The organism is Pseudomonas sp. NPDC087817 (assembly GCF_044742875.1).
Classification (GTDB): Bacteria; Pseudomonadota; Gammaproteobacteria; order Pseudomonadales; family Pseudomonadaceae; genus Aquipseudomonas.
In genome coordinates this window covers 25,939-40,357 of sequence record NZ_JBIUVJ010000003.1, presented here as the reverse complement: position 1 = coordinate 40,357, position 14,419 = coordinate 25,939, and the positions used below count along the sequence as shown (strand labels likewise).

At 61.1% G+C, this 14,419-nt stretch carries 13 protein-coding genes; 7 read left to right on the top strand and 6 right to left on the bottom strand.

Annotated features, from left to right (window positions below):
• Nucleotides 1-80: 80 nt before the first annotated feature.
• From ACIONG_RS03915 to ACIONG_RS03905, 3 genes are all read right to left on the bottom strand, one after another.
• Nucleotides 81-1,178: an extracellular solute-binding protein gene (locus ACIONG_RS03915; RefSeq protein ID WP_103305723.1), complete on the bottom strand. Its 1,098-nt coding sequence runs from the start codon at nucleotides 1,176-1,178 to the stop codon at nucleotides 81-83.
• Between the two features lie 2 nt (nucleotides 1,179-1,180).
• On the bottom strand, nucleotides 1,181-2,305 hold the full coding sequence (aguA, locus tag ACIONG_RS03910; RefSeq protein WP_315447684.1) for an agmatine deiminase: 1,125 nt from the start codon (nucleotides 2,303-2,305) through the stop codon (nucleotides 1,181-1,183).
• A 99-nt stretch (nucleotides 2,306-2,404) separates the two neighbouring features.
• The gene (locus tag ACIONG_RS03905) at nucleotides 2,405-3,289 is read right to left on the bottom strand and encodes a LysR substrate-binding domain-containing protein (RefSeq protein ID WP_401296863.1); all 885 of its coding nucleotides are present in this window, start codon (nucleotides 3,287-3,289) and stop codon (nucleotides 2,405-2,407) included.
• Between the two features lie 199 nt (nucleotides 3,290-3,488).
• Between ACIONG_RS03905 and ACIONG_RS03900 the strand changes: the two genes are divergently transcribed.
• A complete protein-coding gene (locus ACIONG_RS03900) occupies nucleotides 3,489-4,004 on the top strand; it encodes a DoxX family protein (RefSeq protein WP_401296861.1) in 516 nt (171 codons plus the stop codon).
• Between the two features lie 3 nt (nucleotides 4,005-4,007).
• On the opposite strand, the gene ACIONG_RS03895 is transcribed toward ACIONG_RS03900, so the two are convergent.
• Nucleotides 4,008-5,624: a murein L,D-transpeptidase gene (locus ACIONG_RS03895; RefSeq protein WP_401296859.1), complete on the bottom strand. Its 1,617-nt coding sequence runs from the start codon at nucleotides 5,622-5,624 to the stop codon at nucleotides 4,008-4,010.
• A 150-nt stretch (nucleotides 5,625-5,774) separates the two neighbouring features.
• Between ACIONG_RS03895 and ACIONG_RS03890 the strand changes: the two genes are divergently transcribed.
• The gene (locus ACIONG_RS03890; RefSeq protein ID WP_103305718.1) at nucleotides 5,775-6,488 is read left to right on the top strand and encodes a murein L,D-transpeptidase catalytic domain family protein; all 714 of its coding nucleotides are present in this window, start codon (nucleotides 5,775-5,777) and stop codon (nucleotides 6,486-6,488) included.
• A gap of 312 nt (nucleotides 6,489-6,800) precedes the next feature.
• On the opposite strand, the gene ACIONG_RS03885 is transcribed toward ACIONG_RS03890, so the two are convergent.
• Entirely contained in the window at nucleotides 6,801-8,213 is a 1,413-nt protein-coding gene (locus ACIONG_RS03885; protein ID WP_315447280.1) for an MFS transporter, read from the bottom strand.
• Nucleotides 8,214-8,315: 102 nt separating this feature from the next.
• Between ACIONG_RS03885 and ACIONG_RS03880 the strand changes: the two genes are divergently transcribed.
• On the top strand, nucleotides 8,316-9,203 hold the full coding sequence (locus tag ACIONG_RS03880; RefSeq protein WP_401296857.1) for a LysR family transcriptional regulator: 888 nt from the start codon (nucleotides 8,316-8,318) through the stop codon (nucleotides 9,201-9,203).
• Here ACIONG_RS03880 and ACIONG_RS03875 read toward each other — a convergent pair.
• Nucleotides 9,200-9,820, bottom strand: a complete 621-nt coding sequence (locus tag ACIONG_RS03875; protein ID WP_103305715.1) for a cell wall hydrolase — start codon at nucleotides 9,818-9,820, stop codon at nucleotides 9,200-9,202. The two genes, ACIONG_RS03880 and ACIONG_RS03875, sit on opposite strands and share 4 nt — an antisense overlap.
• A 199-nt stretch (nucleotides 9,821-10,019) precedes the next feature.
• On the opposite strand from ACIONG_RS03875, the gene ACIONG_RS03870 reads away from it, so the two are divergent.
• From ACIONG_RS03870 to chrA, 4 genes are all read left to right on the top strand, one after another.
• Nucleotides 10,020-10,871, top strand: coding sequence for a CAP domain-containing protein (locus ACIONG_RS03870; RefSeq protein ID WP_401296855.1), 852 nt, complete (start codon nucleotides 10,020-10,022; stop codon nucleotides 10,869-10,871).
• Nucleotides 10,872-11,049: 178 nt separating this feature from the next.
• The gene (moaA, locus tag ACIONG_RS03865; RefSeq protein ID WP_103305713.1) at nucleotides 11,050-12,048 is read left to right on the top strand and encodes a GTP 3',8-cyclase MoaA; all 999 of its coding nucleotides are present in this window, start codon (nucleotides 11,050-11,052) and stop codon (nucleotides 12,046-12,048) included.
• 35 nt (nucleotides 12,049-12,083) lie between these two features.
• Nucleotides 12,084-12,983, top strand: a complete 900-nt coding sequence (locus ACIONG_RS03860) for a bestrophin family protein (protein ID WP_103305712.1) — start codon at nucleotides 12,084-12,086, stop codon at nucleotides 12,981-12,983.
• A gap of 92 nt (nucleotides 12,984-13,075) precedes the next feature.
• On the top strand, nucleotides 13,076-14,419 hold the full coding sequence (gene chrA, locus ACIONG_RS03855; RefSeq protein ID WP_401296852.1) for a chromate efflux transporter: 1,344 nt from the start codon (nucleotides 13,076-13,078) through the stop codon (nucleotides 14,417-14,419).

Genomic DNA, 14,419 nt, shown 5'->3' with positions numbered 1-14,419 from the left:
GGCTCGCTCCCCACCTTTGGAATCGATTCCCCTGTGGGAGCGAGCCTGCTCGCGAAGGCGTCATTCGATTCAACACCCTTTCAAAGGCCGGATTTCAAACGGCTGAACGCACGGATCAACGCCCGATTGAACGCCTTGCCATTGTCATTCTTACTGTACAGCGAGGTCCGCACCGGCTCGGACGGATACGTCCCCGGATCATTGCGAATCGCCGCATCCACCAACCCGTCCGCCGCCGTGATCGCATTGGCGTAGTGGATGGTGTCAGTGATCGGCGCAATCACCTCCGGAGTCATCAGGTAATCCATCAACGCCAGCCCGGCCTGCGGGTGCGGGGCATCCTTGGGAATGACCATGGCGTCGAACCAGATCAGCGTGCCCTCCTTCGGGATCCGGTAACTGAGCCTGAACGGTTTGTTGGCCGCCTGCGCCTGCCCTGCCGCGATGGCAACGTTGCCGTTCCACGACATCGCCACGCAGGTGTTGCCGTTGGCCAGATCGCTGATGTTCAGGTCGTTGTCGAAGTAGCGAATGTACGGACGGATCTTCGCCAGTTGCTGCTCGGCGAGTTTCAGGTCATCGAGGTTCTGCCGGTTGATATCCAGCCCCATGTACTTCATGACGGCGGCAAACACTTCGTTGGGATCGTTGAGCAGGCTCACCCCACAATCGGCGAATTTCGACACCACTGCCGGATCGAACAACATCGCCCAGCTGTCGGTCGGCGCATTCGGCAGGCGCTGCTTGATCGCCTCTTCCTGATAGCCCACACCGGTGGTGCCCCACGCATAAATGCCGGCATAACGGTTACCCGGATCGAACACCGCCATGTGCTGACGAAACTCCTCACCCACGCCAGCAAAATGCGGCACTCGCGCCTTGTCCAGCGGCTGAATCGCACCGCTCTCGATGGCGCGCGACAGATGCTGGCCGGCGGTCAGCACCAGGTCATATCCGCTGCGCCCGGTGAGCAGTTTGGTCTCCACCGTTTCCAGTGAATCGAAGTGATCGGCGACCACATGAATACCGGTTTTCGCCTCGAAATTCTTCAAGGTATCCGGCGCCAGATACTCACCCCAGATGTACAGATTGACCACCGGTTGCGCGGTGTCGGCGGCCTGCACACACAAGGGTGCAAGCACCAGCAACAACGCTTGAGTCAGTTTGTGCAGGCCCATCATCACACTCCCTTTTTGTGGTCAGGCGTGCCGGCGTATTGCGGCATGGTGATGCACGCGACGTTGCCACCGCCGAGGAGGATTTCCCGGGAGTTTTCGATGCCGACGATTTTGTGTTGCGGAAACAGCTCGGCCAGGGTCGCCATGGCCACCTTGTCGTTGCGATCACCAAACAGCGGCACCACGATCGAGCTGTTACCGGCGTAGTAATTGATGTACGACGCACAGATTTTCGTACCGGCCTGACGGGTGTGGGTACTGTCCTGCTGGTCGAGGCCTTCGGCTTCTTCGGCGGTCCATTCAAGCACGTCCGGTTGTGGCAGTTTGTGCACGATCAGTTCGCGGCCACGGCTGTCACGGGTGCTGCGCAGGATGTCGTAGGCCTCTTGATAGATCTCCCACTGCGGATCGTCGCGGTTTTCGGTCCATTGCAACACCACTTCGCCGGGGCGGACAAAGCACGCCAGATCATCGACGTGACCATCGGTTTCGTCGAACTTGCAGCCCCGAGGCAACCAGATCACTTGCTCGGCGCCGAGGTAGTCGGTGAGCCTGCGAGTGACTTCTTGCTTGCCCAGATGCTGGTTGCGATTACGGTTGAGCAGGCACTGCTCGGTGGTGAGGATACTGCCCTGACCGTCACTCTGGATGCCACCGAGCTCGGCAATCAACGGTGCGCGATAACGGTCGAAACGTTCGATCTCAAGGATCTTGCTGGCGATCTGATCGTCCTTGTCCCACGGGTAATACAGTCCGCCGTCGAGTCCGCCATAGGCGTTGAATTCAAAGTCGACACCGCGCACTTCACCGCTCTGGTCGTTGACCACAAAACACGGGCCGCTGTCGCGAAACCAGGTGTCGTTGCAGGTCATTTCCACCACGCGCACTTGCGCCGGCAACTGGCGGCGGGCGGTGGCGAATTGCGCGGCGGAGGCGCAGACGGTGACCGGTTCACTGTGGGAGATGGCGGTGACGATCTGCACCCAGACTTTCTGCGCAGGCTTGGCGCCGTTGCGCCAGACATCGGTGCGCTCAGGCCAGCCGAGCCAGCAACCGGACTTGGCTTCGAATTCGCCGGGCAGACGGAAGCCGTCGTGTTTCGGGGTGGAGTCGAGCAAACGTGCCATGGTCAAACCTCGTCTTCGCGATGGGAATGACCACAAGGTACGGTCGCAGGCCTCACGCTCGCCAACGATGATTATTGCGGAACAGTTGAATTCAACTCATCAATCGGCCAGTTGATCATTGAACCATTCCAGCATTTGCGTCACGGCCGGGCGCTCCAGGCGCACACGCTCGCAGACCAGCGCGTATTGACCCAGCGCGGTCATGCTGGCGGTGAATGGCCGAAGCAGTCGGCCGTTCTGCAAGTCTTCCTGCGCGGTGAGGTTGTCGCCCATCGCCACGCCCTGCCCTTGCACCGCCGCTTCCAGCGCCAACCCGGCGTGGGCGAAATACAACTGGCGTTGCGGGCGCTGATCTCCGGCGTGGCTGGTCAGCCAGGCGGTCCAGGTCTTGCCGTCCTGATCGTCGTGCAGCAGACAGTGTCGCGCGAGATCCTTCGGCGTTTTCAACGTGCCCTGGTTGAACAGGCCGGGGCTGCACACCGGAAAGAATTGCAGGGCTGGCAACGGCCGGACGAAGTAGGCGCTGCTGTCCGCCGGGCCGGTGCCGTAGGTGATGGCCAGATCGATGTCTTCGCCCGGCGCGCTGGCGTCGATGGGTTGTTCGTAGAGGTGCAAGGTGATGTGCGGATAACGCGCATAAAAATCGCTGAGACGGCTCATCAACCACTTCTGCGCAAGCTCAGCGGTGACGGCCAGACGCAACACGGCAAGCGAAGACGGGTCGCGCAGTTCATCGCAAGCCTCGCCGATCAGTTCGAAGGCCTGTTGCAGGCTTTGCATCAGGCGTCCGGCGGCGATGGTCGGGCGAATTTGTCGGCCTTCACGGATGAACAGCGGGACGCCGAGTTGTTCTTCGAGCTGGCGGATTTGATGACTGACGGCACTGTCGGTGACACACAACTCGGCGGCGGCCCGGCCGAAATGCGCGTGGCGGGCGGCACATTCGAAGGTACGCAGGGCGGGCAGTGAGGGGAGTCTTCGCATGAGGGGGATCCGCTTTTTTTGGGCCATGCTGACTGGGCCGAGGGCGTGCGTCCAGTTTGGTCGACTGTATCGCACTGTATATCGCCCCACCGCAGACACACCAAGCTCACAATTCCACCCGCCCGCGACACATCGTCGATACACCCCAAAGCTCAAATAACCCGGTCGATTTAATTCCCCCATCGTCCGGAGACTCATCATGCCCAGCAACCTTTCAACCGCCACCCAAGCCGTACACCTGAACCTCGACCGCGCCGGCACCTGGCTCGCACCACTGACCCTGCGCCTGTTCATCGCCTGGGAGTTTTTCGAATCAGGACTGGAAAAATTCAACGGCCAGAACTGGTTCGAGGACATTCAGAGCCGGTTCCCGTTTCCCTTCGATCACTTGCCGGCGACGTTGAACTGGGAACTGTCGATGTGGGCCGAACTGATCGGCGCGCTGGCGATTCTGGTCGGCCTCGGCACGCGGATCTCGGCGGTGTCGCTGATCGTGGTGACCGTGGTCGCCACCGCTGCCGTGCACTGGCCTGCCGACTGGTCATCGCTGAGCGAGCTGGCCCAGGGTTACGCGATCACCAACAAGGGCTTCGGCAACTTCAAGTTGCCGGCGATTTACCTGGCAGCCTTGGTGCCGCTGGTATTCGCCGGGGCGGGCAAATTGAGCGTCGATGCGTGGCTGGCGCGGCGGTTCTGGAATCGCCGCGCCCGTTGAGGCTCAATGTGCCCGATCGAGTCCGGCCAACAACGCGTTGTCACGGCTGTAGATATCTGGCGAGTAACGCACGTGGCCGGCGTTGTCGACTTGCACGGTCCAGTAAGTCATCAGGATCGGCACTGGCGCCGACAAGCGAAATTCATGGGTGGTGCCGGTGGCGAGCAACGTCTCGGTTCGGGCCTTTTCTGCCGGGCTCAGCAACAAGTCGCGCAGTTGCATCGGGTGCTCGACCCGCACACAGCCCGAGCTGAACGCCCGTGGCCCCTTGTCGAATAACGCTTTGCTCGGCGTGTCGTGCAGGTACACCGAAAACGGATTGGGGAAGCGGATGACCATTTGCCCCAGCGGATTGCGCGGCCCGGCGTCCTGACGCAGGAGGATGTTGCCCGGGTTGTCCCAGTCGATATCCGCCGCCGCCAGCGGTTGCCCGTTGGCGTCGAGCACTTGCAGATTCTGCCGGCTGAGGAAGGTCTGGTCCTTGCGGATCGCCGGCAACTTGTCTTCCTTCCAGATGGTCGGTGGCACGGTCCAGGTCGGGTTGAGGGTCAATCGCGTGACACGGGATTTGAGCAACGGTGTCTGGCGCTCGGCACGGCCAACCTGGGTACGGGTCTGCCACACCGGCTCGCCGCGCTGATACAGGGTCAGTTCGGCGGCGGCGACGTTGACCAGCAAACCATCGGGTTCCATGTCCTGGGCCAGCCAACGGAAGCGCTCGAGATTGACCCGCAGTTGTTCGCGGCGGGTCAGCGGGCTGATGTTGAGTTCGGCAATCGTCCCCGGCCCGACCACGCCATCCGCTTGCAACGAATGGTTGGCCTGAAAGCTTTTCACCGCGTCCACCAGCACGCCCTCGTAGGCATTGCCGGGCGCGCCGGCGGCGTGGGTCAGATAGCCTTCGCTGTACAGACGTTGCGCCAGTTCCGGCACGCGTCTGTCTTCCATCGACGGGCGCAGCAGCGGCCCGTTGCCCACCGATTGCCATTGCGGCAAGGCCTTCAGCCGTTGCGTGGCGTAGAGCTGACGCAGGTTCTGATACTGCGCCAGGCGCGGGCGGGCCAGGTCGAATGCGGCGGGGATGTCATGCATGCCCGGCACAGCAATGGCGAGCAGTTCGGCCTGACGGTCGCGCGGTGCCTCGTCGGCGTGCCACAGCGGTTCGAAGTGCGATTGCAACAGGCGTCCGTAATGCAGATCCTGCAGGGCTTGCAGGTAATAGCGGCTGATGTCGATATCGGCGCACAGCTCGCCGTCCTGCGGCGGATTCGTCGCAACCGGGTAGCGTTTCGGACTGAGGCCATCATCGGCCAACAGCTGCAACTGCCCCTGCAAGGCTTGCAATCGTCCGGACTCGCGGGCCCACACCGGCATCCAGTCCTGCTGTTGGTAAAACGCTTGCAACTGTTCCAGCGCCGGGCCAGCCAGGTGCGCGGCAATCGCCGGACAGGCCTGCGGCAGACTGATCAGCACGGCCTGCAAAGGGCTTTGCGGCTCGACGGGCATTTCTGCCGGCGGCGTCGGCAGTGTCTGCAACGGCGGCAGCGGTTCATCGGCACAAGCGACAAACGGCGCAGCGAGCAAACAAATGCTCAAGTAGCATGCGTACTTTTTGAACAACTGCTTTACTCCAATCCATGGCCTTCTTGATGATGGCCAACCTTACATCAGGTGCGCTGAACAGTCAGGCTCGATCTGCGAGCTTGCAGGTTACGACTGGGAGTCAGGAGCCAAAGTGCCAAATAAGTAGCAAGTGAGGACACTTTTTAAATGTTGACGTTTTTGCGCCGACTTCTGCTGACCACTGCGACCCTTGTCGCCGTGACCAGCCCAGCTTTCGCCGCCGGCAAACCATCGCCGGTTCTCTTCACCAGCCTCGCGCACGCCGCGCCAGAACTCAATCCCCAGGCGCTGAAAGGTGCCTTGAGTGCCATGCAATGTGCGGTCAACAACGGCGCGAAGCCGTCCCGTCATCTGGCAATCATTGATTATTCGCAACCGTCCACCGAACGTCGCCTTTGGATCTTCGACCTCAACCGGAAAAAACTGGTGCTGCGCGATCTGGTCGCCCATGGCTCCAACTCCGGGGAAAACTTCGCCACGCAGTTTTCCAATGTCGAAGGCAGTTATCAGTCCAGTCTCGGCCTCTTCCGCACTCAGGAAAGCTACAGCGGCACCCACGGTTATTCGTTGCGCATGGACGGTCTGGAACCGGGCTTCAATGACATGGCTCGCGATCGCGCCATCGTCATTCACGCCGCCAGCTATGTGAACCCGTTATGGAGCAAACGCCAGGGCCGCATCGGTCGCAGCCAGGGTTGCCCGGCCGTTCGGCCACAGATTGCGAAGCAGGTGATCGATAAGCTCAAGGACGGTCAGTTCATGTTCTCGTGGTACCCGGATCAGCGCTGGCTGAAAAAGTCGCCGTACCTGAACTGCCAGCCGCAGCAAGTGGCGAGCATCCTGAGTACCCACGCCAGCTAAGGCGCAAGACACACTGAGAGCTGGCTTGCCAGCGAAGGGTCGGCACAGTGGATATCTTCATCGACTGCCCCGCCGCCATCGCTGGCAAGCCAGCTCCCACAGGGTTTCGTGGTGTTCCCGAAATCTGCATGCACACTGTAAAAACTGTGGGAGCTGGCTTGCCAGCGATGACGGTGGGTCAGTCAACATCAATATCGATGTCTGCCGGCCTCATCGCTGGCAAGCAGCTCCCACAGGGTTTCGTGGTGTTCCCGAAATCTGCATGCACACTGTAAAAACTGTGGGAGCTGGCTTGCCAGCAATGACGGTGGGTCAGTCAACATCAATATCGATGTCTGCCGGCCTCATCGCAGGCAAGCAGTTCCCACTGTTGATCTGGGTTCGGCTGATGATCAGGGCCATGATCATCAGCGCCGTGGCGACGCCGAAGGTGATGTGCAATCCGCTGGCAATGACATCGGCCGGGGCCTGAGTCGGCCCCCCGGTGGCCACGGCAAACACCGCGCCCATCGCCGCCGCCCCCGTGATCAAGCCCAGATTGCGCGCCAATCCGAGCAGCGCCGACACCACGCCGCGCTGATCCTGCGCTACCCCTGCCATCAACCCGGTATTGTTGGCCGCCTGGAACAGCGCGTAACTGATGGCGACCACCGCCACTGGCAATAAATAAGCAGGCAGCCCGAAACTCATCGGCAATAACGCCAGTAATCCGCAGCCGCCAATCAACCCGAGCAAGGCCCCCGGTACCACCCGCCGCGCGCCAAAGCGATCCACCAGACGACCGGCGGGCACGCCGCTGAGCGCCGACAACAACGGCCCCGCCGACAACGCCACCCCGACCATGGCACTGCTCAGACCCAATCCGCGACTCAGGTAAAACGGCCCGACTACCAGTGTGGTCATCATCACGGTCGTCACCAGCAACGTCAGCAGCAGACTGCCGCTCAGGCGCAGATCGGCGAACAAGGACAGACGAATCAGCGGCGCCTTGGCTCTCATCTCGACAATCACGAACACTCCCACACCGCACAGACTGACCAGCAGCAACGCCAACGTGAAACCTTCAAGCGTCATCGCCAGCGCATAGGCGGCCAGCGTCAACACCAGCACCCCGGAACCGAGATAATCAAATGCAACCCTCGTGCGTGCCGTCCGATCTGCCGGTAGATAGCGATACACCAGCCACGCATTGAGCAAACCCAATGGCACGTTGAGCAGAAATATCGACTGCCAGCCGACATGCGCCATCAGCAGCCCACCCAGCGACGGCCCGAGGGTGGTGCCGGTGGCTGACATCGTCGCCAGCAACCCCATCGCACTGCCCGCCCGCGTTTTGGGCACTGCATCGGAGACCAATGCCACCGTTAACGCGAACATGATGGCCGCTCCCACGCCTTGCACCGCCCGTGCGCCGATCAGCCAAGCCAGTCCCGGGGCCAGCGCACAAGCCAACGAAGCGCTGGTGAAAATGCCGATCCCGATCAACAGCAGGCGGCGCCGCCCGAAGCCATCACCCAGACGCCCGACGCTGACAATCAACGTGGTGATCGCCAACAGGTAGGCCAGGACAATCCACTGCACCTGCTGAAACGTCGCCTCAAACGCCGCCGCCAGTACGGGCAACCCGGCGTTGGCAATGCTGGTGTCCAGTGACGGCATCAACATCGACAGCGCCAGACTGGTCAAAGCCCAGCGGGCGGTGGTGCTCAAGGATTCTCGGGACATGGGGCGCTCACGCTGCAAGTTCATGCGCCATAGCTTGAGTCTCGACAACACAAGGCGCAAGACGCATGCTTTGCACTTGATACCTGCACGGAACGCCATGTCATGTCTGTACCGGATCTGAATCTGCTGATCACCCTCGACGTGTTGCTGCGCGAAGGCAGCGTTGCCCGCGCCGCCAAATCTCTACGCCTGAGCCCCTCGGCGATGAGTCGCGCGCTGGCCCGTTTGCGCGAAACCACCGGAGATCCTTTGCTGGTCCGGGCCGGTCGGGGTCTGGTGCCGACGCCGCGAGCGCTGGAACTGCGCGAGCGCGTCAGCCATCTGGTGCAGGAAGCCGAGGCGGTTTTGCGTCCCGCCGAAGTGCTCGATCCTCGCCAGTTGCACCGTACGTTCACCCTGCGCAACACCGACGGTTTTGTCGAAACCTTCGCCGCCGCCCTGCTCGCGCGCATCGCCGAAGAGGCACCCGGCGTGCGCCTGCGCTTTGTGCAAAAGGCCGACAAGGACAGCACGCCGCTGCGCGAAGGCCGCGTCGATCTGGAAACCGGGGTGGTCGATGACAGCACCGATCCGGCGCTGCACAGCCGCATCCTGTTTCAGGATCAGTGGATTGGCGTGGTGCGTGAGGGGCATCCGTTGAGCACGGGGAAAGTCACTGGCAAACGCTTCGCCGGCGCCCAGCACATTCTCATCTCACGACGCGGACGCAGCAGCGGCCCGGTGGACGAAGCGTTACTCGCCGTGGGGCTGACGCGGGACATCGTCACTTCATTCGGCGGGTTTTCGGCGGCGCTGACGCTGGTGCGTGAATCCGACCTGATCGCCACCGTTCCCGAACGTCATACCAGCAAGCTGCGCACGGGCCTGCACAGTTTTGCCCTGCCCTTCGAGATGCCGGCGATCAGCGTGTCCATGCTCTGGCATCCGCGCATGGACGCCGACCCCGCGCATCGCTGGTTGCGCAATTGCGTGCGGGAAGTCTGCGCCTAGCGCGCATCGCCGCCGGCAGGTTTATAGAAGAGGAATTTTTTCGTCTCGGCGGTTTTCCGGTATTCCCTGGCCCAACTCGGATGCACGTTGCGGTCATGGAAATACAACGCGCCGTTGGTGCGATCCTTGAGCTGGCGATTCAACGCCTTGCCGGCGATTTCCTTGGCCAGCGCGTACTCAGCGTCTTCCTTGACCTGATCCGGACGCCCGTCACACCACCAGGAAAACTGGCAGCTTTTGCTTTCAGAACCCTGTTTGACCACGGCGCAAACGGTGTCGGGAAAACCTTCATGGCCGAGGCGATTCATCACCACGCTGGCCACGGCTTCCATTTCGGGGGTGTCCTTGCCTTTGGCTTCCCAGTAGATACTCCGCGCCAGACAAGTGATCGGATCATCCAGCGGCGCGGCGCCGGCCGGGTCCACGGCTTGCACTTCGGTCGGAGTAATCGCCTCGGACTTCGGCGCCGGGGCCGTGCTGACTTTGTCCGCCGCTTTCTCTTCCAGCACCTGGGCTTTCTCTTCAGCCTTGGCCTTGATCGGCGCTTGATCGGTGGCCAGCGCAGCGCTGGCCAACAGGGTTAATGCGAAACAGCCAGCCAACCATTTCAATCCCATGTCTGTTCTTCCGGCAGGGCCCGAGTCGGGCAAGGTGTTACGTCGGGGAAACACCCGGATTCCGGGGGTCTTCGGTGAGTGTAGACGGCAAATCCGGGCAAAAAGTTGCGCGAAAAAAACGTCTGATAAAGAAAAAGACATTGCACTCACCAGGGGCCTTTCGCGCATCATGGGCGCATTCAGCTCAAGGGAGATTTCCATGCGCTTCATGCCATCCGTTTTGCGTTGCGCCGCGTTGTCCGCAGGCGTGTTGCTGGCTATCCCGGCCATGGCCGGCGATGAGTCGCAACTGATCGAGTCGATCAACAGTTACCGCAGCCAACCGCAGCGCTGCGGCACTCAGGCCTCGAATGAACTGGCACCGCTGTCAGCTGATCCACGGCTGAGGTTACGGGCAACTGGCGCTGTCGATCTGCAACAGGCCATGGCCAGCGCCAGTTACCCGATGGTCAATGTCCAGGCGATTACGCTCAACGGCCCGCGTGATGCGGCGTCGGCGATGAAAGCGATTCAGGAAAGTTTCTGTCAGGTGGTGCTCGATCCGCAGTTCGTCGATGTCGGTGTCAGCCGTGACGACCGCGACTGGCGCATCGTCTTGGCGCGGCCATTACTGTCGGCCAAGCTGGGCGATGCGCAAAGTGAAGGGCAGAAGCTGCTGAGTGAACTCAATGTCGCCCGCAGCCAGCCGCGTCAGTGCGGTGGCCAAGCGTTTGCCGCTGCTGCACCGCTGGCCTGGAACGCGACTTTGGGCACGATCGCCCAGGACCACAGCCGCGACATGGCCAACAACAATTACTTCGATCACAAAGACCGCGACGGCCGCACCCCGGGCGATCGCGCTGAACTCGCTGGCTACGGCGGCCAACTGGTCGGCGAAAACATCGCCGCCGGGCAAGACACCGTGCACAAAGTCGTCGAAGGCTGGCTCGCCAGCCCCGGCCACTGCGCCAACCTGATGAACCCTCAATACAAGGAACTCGGCGCCGCGTACGCGACTGACCCGAAAAGCAGCGCGGGGATCTATTGGACGGCGATGTTTGGTGCGCAGTAAATCTCAAGCTCACCACTAGACCTGTGGGAGCTGGCTTGCCAGCGATAGCCGTCATTCTGCTGATCATCGACGGCATCAATCAACCGGTCATTAAGAGTGATTGGACGGTGCCTGACATTGCCCCTACCCTGCGCCGTCCAGATCCGCTGTCAGCGGTTTTCCCCACAGCGAGGCTGTCATGTCAGAGCGCATCTTGATCGATGGCTTCAACCGCCGCGTTGACTACCTGCGCATGTCGGTGACCGATCGTTGCGACTTTCGCTGTGTCTATTGCATGGCTGAAGACATGCAGTTTCTGCCACGCCAACAAGTGCTGACGCTGGAAGAGATCTATCAACTGGCGCAGAGCTTCGTCGCACTGGGCACGCGCAAGATCCGCCTGACCGGCGGCGAGCCGTTGATTCGCCCCGGCGTGGTCAAGCTGTGCGAGCAGATCGCCGCCCTGCCCGGCTTGCGTGAGCTGTGCATGACCACCAACGGCTCGCAGCTCGGCAAATTTGCCGCGCCGTTGTTCGACGCCGGGGTCAAGCGCCTCAACGTCAGCCTCGACAGCCTCGACCCTGAGCGCTTCAAGCAGATGACCCGCACCGGCGATCTGGCGCTGGTGATCAACGGCATCGATGCCGCGCACAAGGCCGGATTTACCCGCACCAAACTCAACGTCGTGGTGATGCAGGGTCGCAACGATCAGGAGATCAACGATCTGGTGAGTTTTGCCATCGACCGCCAGCTCGACATCGCCTTCATCGAAGAAATGCCGCTGGGGATCATCAATGAGCACAGCCGCGCCGAGTCATTTTTCTCAAGCGCGCAGGTACGGGAAAAGATCGCCGAGCGCTACACCCTGATCGACTCTGCCGAATCGACTCAAGGCCCGTCGCGCTACTGGCGGCTGGCCGAAGCACCGGATATTCGCCTCGGTTTTATCTCGCCGCACAGCCACAATTTCTGCGGCACCTGCAACCGGGTGCGGCTGACCGTCGAAGGGCGTTTGCTACTGTGTCTGGGTAACGAGCATTCGGTGGACTTGAAAGCGCTGCTGCGCGCGCATCCGGGGCAACCGCAACGTCTGGAAAAAGCCATCATCGAAGCAATGAAGCTCAAGCCTTACAGGCACAACTTCGAAGTGAGCGACGACGTGCAGGTCGTGCGATTCATGAACATGACCGGCGGTTGATGCGTCACGTCCACACGTAATCGGGATCACCCAGCATGATTATCAGACCCAAGGTCAGTCAGTTCGCCATCCTGTTTACCCTCAAGGGTTCGATTGCCAAGCGAATCGCCTTGCGCACTCTGATGGTTACCCTGCTGGCGTCGGCCATCGTGCTGGTGGAAATCCTCCATCCCAGCAGTTTCACCAAGGTCAACGCCACGCCGTTCACGCTGCTGGGTTTATCGCTGTCGATTTTCATGAGTTTCCGTAACAACGCCTGCTATGACCGCTGGTACGAGGCGCGCAAGGCCTGGGGCGAAGTGATCGTGCATATTCGCTCGATCCTTCGTGAAACCCACATCATCCGCGAATCGCCTCAACGCCGGCACTTGCTGTTCAACCTGTGCGGCTTCGCCCATGCCCTCAACGCGCGGCTGCGACGTGAAGATGAAGCGGCGGCCAGCAGCGCATGGGTCAACCCGAAACCCGACGCACAAGTGCCGGACTACAGCGCCCGGATCCTGCACCGGATCGGCGAACAGTGCTCCGATCTGCAACAGGCCGGAGCACTGACCGAATGGCGCTACATGCTGCTGGCCAATCACCTGACCAGCCTTACGCAAGCGCAAGCCGTGTGCGAGCGGATCAAAAACACACCACTGCCCTTCCCCTACACGTTGCTGCTGCACCGCACGATCTACCTGTTCTGCATTCTGCTACCGTTCGCCATGGCCGAACCGCTGGGCTGGTTGACGCCGTTGTTCACCGCGATTGTCAGCTATACCTTTTTCGGACTGGATGCGATTGCCGATGAGTTGGAAGACCCATTCGGCCGCGATGAAAACGACCTGCCAACCGATGCCTTGGTACGCACGATCGAACGCGACATCCTGGCTGAACTAGGTGTTGCGCAACTGCCACCGGCGTTGATGCCCGTCGATTACGTCTTGAGTTGATCCGTTATTCACAGCCTCACCTGAACGCTATTGCATTGAACAAAAGCCTGATTAGATAGTGGCTCCGCCATGATTCGACTCAGGAGCCGCACTTGAGCACAACGCCGAATGATCTATCCCGCCCCGAGCCCGTCAGCCTGCGACAGGCCTGGCGTTTCTGGCTGAAACTGGGCTGTATCGGCTTTGGCGGCCCGGCCGGGCAAATCGCGATCATGCATCAGGAGCTGGTCGAGCGCCGGCGCTGGATCTCCGAACGACGCTTTCTCCACGCCCTCAACTACTGCATGTTGTTGCCCGGCCCCGAGGCTCAGCAGTTGGCGACGTACATCGGCTGGTTGCTGCACCGGACCTGGGGCGGTGTGATCGCCGGTGCGCTGTTTGTGTTGCCCTCGCTGTTCATCCTGATTGCGCTGTCGTGGGTGTACATCGCGTTCGGCGACGTGCCAGTGGTGGCCGGGATCTTCTACGGGATCAAACCGGCGGTAACTGCGATTGTCTTGCACGCGGCCCACCGCATCGGCTCGCGGGCGCTGAAAAACAGTTGGCTGTGGGCCATCGCCGGTGCGTCATTCGTGGCGATTTTTGCCTTCAATCTGCCGTTCCCGCTGATCGTGCTCGGCGCGGCATTGCTCGGTTATTTCGGTGGGCGACTGGCCCCGCAGCGCTTCAACAATAGCGGGCAGCGCAGCAGCGAAAAATCCTTCGGCCCGGCATTGATCGATGACGACACGCCAACTCCCGAACATGCACGATTCAGTCTGCCGAAGTTGTGGCGGCTGCTATTGATTGGCGCAGCGCTGTGGTGTCTGCCCATGGCGCTGCTGACAGCCCTGTTCGGCTGGGATGGCACCTTCACGCAAATGGCCTGGTTCTTCACCAAAGCCGCGCTGCTCACCTTCGGCGGCGCTTACGCCGTGCTGCCCTATGTCTACCAAGGCGCGGTCGGGCATTACGGCTGGCTGACGCCGACACAGATGATTGATGGTCTGGCGCTGGGCGAAACCACGCCGGGGCCGCTGATCATGGTGGTGGCGTTTGTCGGTTTCATTGGCGCCTACGTGCAACCGATATTCGGTGTGGAACATGCCTTTGCCGCCGGTGCATTGGCGGCGACACTGGTGACGTGGTTCACCTTCCTGCCCTCGTTTCTGTTCATCCTCGCCGGCGGGCCGTTGGTGGAATCGACCCACAACGAATTGAAGTTCACCGCACCGCTGACAGCCATCACCGCAGCGGTGGTCGGGGTGATCCTCAATCTGGCGTGTTTCTTCGCTTATCACGTGTTCTGGCCGACAGGTTTCGCGGGACAAGCCGATGTTTTTTCGATTGTGCTGGCGGTCATGGCGGCGCTGGCGCTGTTCGTTTTCAAACGCGGCGTGATTGAAGAGTTGATCGTTTGCGCCCTTGTCGGGCTGGGCTTTCATCTGCTGCGCTGA